This is a genomic window from Cetobacterium sp. (genome assembly GCF_051653945.1).
Taxonomy (GTDB): domain Bacteria; phylum Fusobacteriota; class Fusobacteriia; order Fusobacteriales; family Fusobacteriaceae; genus Cetobacterium_A.
The window spans coordinates 1-5,546 of the sequence record NZ_JBOFXD010000030.1 but is presented as its reverse complement, the minus strand read 5'-3'; the positions used below and the strand labels follow the sequence as shown (position 1 = coordinate 5,546).

Sequence of the window (5,546 nt, the reverse complement as noted above, 5' to 3'; positions counted from 1 at the left end):
GATTAGCCAATGAAACTGTTTGGGATAATTTATATAATCGTTTTGCTTATGGAACATCTGGGGCTGGGATACTATTATCTTTTAAAGCTGATAATTATGAGATGGGTCAAATTATCGAAAAAGAAAAAGGTAAAGAAGTTGGATTTAGTGTAAGTGTTTTAGGAACAGATGAGTTAAAAGTTGAGGTACTTTGTAATAATAAAGTTATAATAGAAAAGGAATCTATTAATAGAGCGTGTGATTTTGTTTTTATTAGAGAGGTTGGAAAAAAAGAAGACTTCTATTATGTAAGAGTTACACAAAAAGATGATCATCAAGCTTGGGGAAGTCCAATTTGGATAAAAAATAAATATTAAAATTTATAAAAATAGTAGTTCGCAAAAGAATGTGAACTGCTATTTTTTATTAAAAAATAAGTATTGACATTGAAAAAATTTAAAGGTATATAAATAACTTACAAGACAAAATAATTGATATTAATGGAGGTTGTATGAGTAAAGTTAGAAATGAAACGATTGTTTTAGAAAAAGAATCCTCAGGTATAGCCAATAAAATTTTAGATTTATTTGAAAGAGTAGGAAATAAGCTTCCAGACTCTGTTACAATTTTTGTCATATTATGTTTTTCAATTTTAGTAATTTCTTATTTTTGCAATATATTTAACGTTACAGCTCTCCATCCAATAACTAAAGAATCAATCGTTGTTAACAACCTATTAAGTAAAGAAAATTTAAAACAGATTTTGGTTGAAATGATAAATGTATTTCAAACTTACCCGCCTCTTGGAGTTGTTTTAGTTGCCATGATTGGAATTGGTGTTGCTGATAAAAGTGGATTATTAGAAACTCTTTTAAATAGTGTAATGATAAAAGTTCCAAAAGGTGTAGTTTACTACGCAGTTGTTATTATGGGATTAATTTTTACTGGAATTGGAGATGCTGGGTTTGTTGTTTTACCCCCGTTAGCGGCTTTAATATTTTTAAAACTTAATAAAAATCCAATTATAGGAATACTTTTGGCATATGCAGGAGCAGCCATAGGATTTTGTTCAGGATTATTTGTAAGTTTAAATGATATATTAATAACATCATTTACAATTCCTGCAGCTCAGACATTAGATCCATCTTTTATGAGAAGTCCAGCAATGACAATATTTTTTAATATGCTAAATGCTTGTTTACAAATGGTTATAATAACTTTAGTTACAAAAAAATTTATAGAACCAAGATTTCCGTTTGATGAAAGTTTAAGTGAAGATGATGACGATAAAATTGGAGATTTAGAAAAAAAGGGACTAAAATATGCAGGGTATTCTTTAATAATATATTTTTTATTCGTTTTGTCTTTAACTATTGGGAAGTCGGCTTTTTTAAGAGATTCTACAGGATCACTAGTATCTGTTAAATCTCCATTTATGGGTGGGCTTATTATAATTATGATGCTTGCTTTTATGATTCCAGGAGTAGTATTTGGAAAAGTAACAGGGAAAATTAAAAATGATAAAGATATTGTAAAAATGGTAGGACAAAGTTTAGGAGAGATGGGTGGCTATATATTTATAGTTTTTGTAGCTGCACAATTTCTTAATCTCTTTGGAAAAAGTAATTTAGGTATTGTTTTAGCCATAAAGGGAGCTGAAAAACTTAGTCAAACATCACTTTCTGGGATTCCGCTAATGATTATGTTTATATTCTTAGTAGGATTTATAAATCTATTTATAGGAAGTGCGTCGGCTAAATGGGCGATACTATCCCCTATTTTTATTCCGATGTTTATGTTACTAGATTATGATCCATCTTTGACACAGATAGCTTACAGAATAGGAGACTCATCTACAAACATGATATCTCCACTGTTTCCATATTTACCACTAATTTTAGCAGTTTGTAAAAAATACGATAAAAATTTTGGAATAGGGACTCTTGTTGCAAACATGATTCCATATGCTCTTGCAACTTTATTAGGAAGTATATCCCTTTTAATTGTGTTTGTAATGTTTGAATTTTCTTTAGGAATATAAAGTTACGTTGGAGGTAGAAATGAAAAAGAGAATACATGCTCTTGCTAAAAAAAACTTAGAAAAAGTGAGAGCAATAAGAAGAGAACTACATCAATATCCTGAACTTGGATTTCAGGAGTTTAAAACTGCTCAAGTTATCAAAAGAGAGCTAGATTCTTTGGGAATTCCATATAAGAGTGAAGTTGCTAAAACAGGTGTAGTTGCTTTAATTGAAGGAAAAAATCCAGGGAAGACAGTTTTACTTAGAGCGGATATGGATGCACTTCCAATTAACGAGGAAACGGAGTGTGAGTATAAATCTTTAATTCCTGGAGCTATGCATGCATGTGGTCATGATGGACATGTGGCTGGACTTTTAGGAGCTGCTATGATTTTAAATGATATAAAAGATGAATTATCAGGTAACATAAAACTGGTTTTTCAACCAGCTGAAGAGGGACCAGGGGGAGCTAAACCTATGGTTGATGAGGGTATACTTGAAAATCCAAAAGTGGATGCTGCTTATGCATGTCATATATGGCCAAACTATCCTGCTGGAAAAATTTTGTTTAAAGATGGAAATTTAATGGCTCATCCAACAGGTTTTGATATAGAAATTTGTGGTATTGGTGGTCACGGGTCAACCCCTGAAAAAACGGTAGATCCTGTCATAATAGGATGTCAAGCAGTTATAAATTTTCAAAATATTATAAGTAGAAATATATCAACACTGCAACCAGCAGTTCTATCTTGCTGTAGTATTAAAGCTGGTGAGGCTGGAAATGTAATTCCTGATAAGTTAACTATAAAAGGGACAATTAGAACTTTTGATGAAAATCTTACAGCAGAGATTTTAGAGAGAATGGATAGTATTTTAAGTGGACTTTGCACTGCATATGGTGCTACTTATAATTTTGGTATTGAAAGAATGTATCCAACTTTGAAAAATGATTCGAGTATATTTGATTTAACTAAAGAATCTTTAGCAAGTGTAGTAGGAGAGGAAAATGTGATTTTAATGAGTGAACCTCTTATGGGATCAGAAGATTTTTCTTATATATCAAATGAAGTACCTAGTAATTTCTTTTTCATTGGAACGAAAGATGGTCAAGAGGAGATAGAAACACTTTTACATCACCCAAGATTAAAGTGGGATGATAAACATTTAGAGGTTAGTTCTAAGGCTCTTGCGCAAGTTGCGTATGATTATTTAGAAAATTTTAGATAGGTTAAAATAAAAATGCAGTGAATAGACTATAATTCCACTGCATTTTTTTACTATTTACTTTAATCCAGCCTTAACTTCGTCAGCCATTTTCTGTGTAGTTTTTATTCCACCAGTTGCATTATACCAAGTTTCTGCATCTAAGAAAATAATGTTTCCATTTTTATAAGCTTTCGTTGCTTTGATAATGTCATTATCAAAAGCTTTGTTAGCTGATACATCCCCACCGTTTACAGCATTTCTATCTACAACAAAGATATAATCAGAATCTTTTTCTAATAGATATTCAAAGTTTATTTTGCTTCCGTGAGTTGAAACAGCAACTTCATCAACTGGTTTAAAACCAAAGTGGTCAAAGATTATTCCAAATCTTGATTTTAATCCGTATATTGACAGCTTTCCATTGTTTGATAGAACAACCACAGCATTTAGATTTTTATTACTTACATTTTCTTTGATTTCGTTTAAGTTATTTTTGATTGCATCCAACTCTTTTGTCAACTCACTCTCTTTTGAGAAAATCTCTCCAATAGTTTTAATGTTAGTTTTAAGAGTTTCTAAATAGTCATCTCCAGTTGTTGTTAATCCAACTGTTGGAGCTATTTTTGATAGTTGCTCGTAGAATGGTTCCTGTCTTCCAGAGATAATGATTAAATCTGGTTTCATCTCATAAATTTTTTCTAAGTTAGGATCTTTTAGTCCACCAAGATTGATATATTTTTCATCACTATATTTTTCTAAAAACTTTGGTAGACTTTCTTTTGGTAATCCTATGATTTCAACACCTGTAGTGTCTAACATTTCAACAATTCCATAGTCAAATACGATAACTCTCTTTGGATTTTTAACAACCTCAGTTGTTCCCATTACATGATTTATAGTTATCTTCTCTCCAGCTGTTACCTCTTCAGCACCAGATGTTAGGTAGAAAAATATACCTACACATATTGCTGTAACTAGAGCTAGTAAACCTAATATTTTTTTCATTTTCTCCTCCTAGAAGTACACACATATATTTTTTTTATTAATCTCTTCAATATGGAATGGCATCTCATAAAGTTTTTCCAATCTCTCTTTAACAACTACATTTTGCGTCTTATCCATATGTTTTAATTTTCCATTTTTCATTGCTAATATATAATCTGAGTAAACAGATGTAAAGTTTATATCATGCATAACTATAACTATTGTTTTATTAAAATCTTTTACAAGTTTATGTAAAATTTTCATCATAGCTACAGAACTTTTCATATCTAAATTATTTAGTGGCTCATCAAGAAATATATATTTTGTATTTTGAGCAATGGTCATAGCTATATAAGCTCTTTGTCTTTGTCCACCACTTAGCTCATCTAAATACTTATCTTTAAACTCTCCAAGATTCATATATTCAATAGCTTCTTCAATAATTTTTTTATCTTCTTTATTTAGTCTTCCACCACTGTGAGGGAACCTTCCAAATGATATTAACTCATATACTGTAAGTCTTACATTTGTAGTATTCTCCTGTTTTAGCGTAGCGATTGTTTTAGCTAGTTCAGCTTTATTCCACTCACCAATAGCTTTTCCATCTATTTTTATTTCACCAGAATCTAACGGAGTTAAACGGCTGATCATATTTAATAAAGTACTTTTACCAGCTCCATTTGGTCCTATTATACAAGTTATCTTTCCCTCAGGAATATCTGTTGTAACATTTTCCACAACAAATTTTGATCTATATGATTTATTTACATTTTTTATCTCAATCATTTTATCCTATTCTCCTCTCTTTTAATAAAATCCATAGTAGATACATTCCACCAACAAAGTTGATAACTGTTCCTACAGGGAAACTATTATTAAATATTTTTTCTACAATTAGCTGTCCTATAATTAGAGATAGAATACTCATAAAAATAGAAGCCACAACTAAATACTTGTGTTTATAAGTTTTTAATAACTCTTTTGAAATATTAACTGTTAAAAGTCCTAAAAATACAACTGGTCCAACTAAAGCTGTAGATATAGAAACTAACAGTCCAACTATTGTCAGATTTTTTCTTAAAAGTCTTTTATAATCTAATCCTAGATTGATAGATTGGCTGTACCCTAAGCTCATAACATCTAAAGTTCTCATATCCTTTCTTAACCAGAAAAATATAAGGGCAACAATGACATAGGCTATTGAAAGTAGTGTTGTATTAACTCGACTGTAACTTGCAAATAGGCTACTTTGTAAAACTAGAAATTCATTTGGATCCATTATCATTTGAATTCCGTTAGATAAACTATCTAAAAAAGTTCCTACAATCATTCCAATTAAAATCATATAAAGTAGTT

Annotated in this window: 6 protein-coding genes; 3 read left to right on the top strand and 3 right to left on the bottom strand. The window is 30.4% G+C overall.

What is annotated here, in order from left to right:
- From ACRC8M_RS02965 to ACRC8M_RS02955, 3 genes are all read left to right on the top strand, one after another.
- A partial coding sequence (locus tag ACRC8M_RS02965; RefSeq protein ID WP_438527783.1) for a hypothetical protein occupies positions 1 to 356 on the top strand: 356 nt, incomplete at its 5' end.
- 134 nt (positions 357 to 490) lie between these two features.
- A complete protein-coding gene (locus tag ACRC8M_RS02960; protein ID WP_438527782.1) occupies positions 491 to 2,020 on the top strand; it encodes an AbgT family transporter in 1,530 nt (509 codons plus the stop codon).
- Between the two features lie 19 nt (positions 2,021 to 2,039).
- A complete protein-coding gene (locus tag ACRC8M_RS02955; protein ID WP_438527781.1) occupies positions 2,040 to 3,227 on the top strand; it encodes a M20 metallopeptidase family protein in 1,188 nt (395 codons plus the stop codon).
- A gap of 54 nt (positions 3,228 to 3,281) precedes the next feature.
- Here ACRC8M_RS02955 and ACRC8M_RS02950 read toward each other — a convergent pair whose 3' ends face one another.
- The 3 genes from ACRC8M_RS02950 to ACRC8M_RS02940 form a co-directional block, all read right to left on the bottom strand.
- The gene (locus ACRC8M_RS02950; RefSeq protein WP_438527780.1) at positions 3,282 to 4,211 is read right to left on the bottom strand and encodes a siderophore ABC transporter substrate-binding protein; all 930 of its coding nucleotides are present in this window, start codon (positions 4,209 to 4,211) and stop codon (positions 3,282 to 3,284) included.
- Positions 4,212 to 4,220: 9 nt separating this feature from the next.
- The gene (locus tag ACRC8M_RS02945; protein WP_438527779.1) at positions 4,221 to 4,976 is read right to left on the bottom strand and encodes an iron ABC transporter ATP-binding protein; all 756 of its coding nucleotides are present in this window, start codon (positions 4,974 to 4,976) and stop codon (positions 4,221 to 4,223) included.
- A gap of 1 nt (position 4,977) precedes the next feature.
- Positions 4,978 to 5,546, bottom strand: a 569-nt coding sequence (locus tag ACRC8M_RS02940) for an iron chelate uptake ABC transporter family permease subunit (protein WP_438527778.1), incomplete at its 5' end; no start/stop codon positions are given.

Excerpts from the sequence above, each read along its gene's own strand:
- ACRC8M_RS02960 (WP_438527782.1), top strand. The coding sequence starts at position 491 with ATGAGTAAAGTTAGAAATGAAACGATTGTTTTAGAAAAAGAATCCTCA.
- ACRC8M_RS02950 (WP_438527780.1), bottom strand. The coding sequence starts at position 4,211 with ATGAAAAAAATATTAGGTTTACTAGCTCTAGTTACAGCAATATGTGTA.
- ACRC8M_RS02945 (WP_438527779.1), bottom strand. The coding sequence starts at position 4,976 with ATGATTGAGATAAAAAATGTAAATAAATCATATAGATCAAAATTTGTT.
- ACRC8M_RS02955 (WP_438527781.1), top strand. The coding sequence starts at position 2,040 with ATGAAAAAGAGAATACATGCTCTTGCTAAAAAAAACTTAGAAAAAGTG.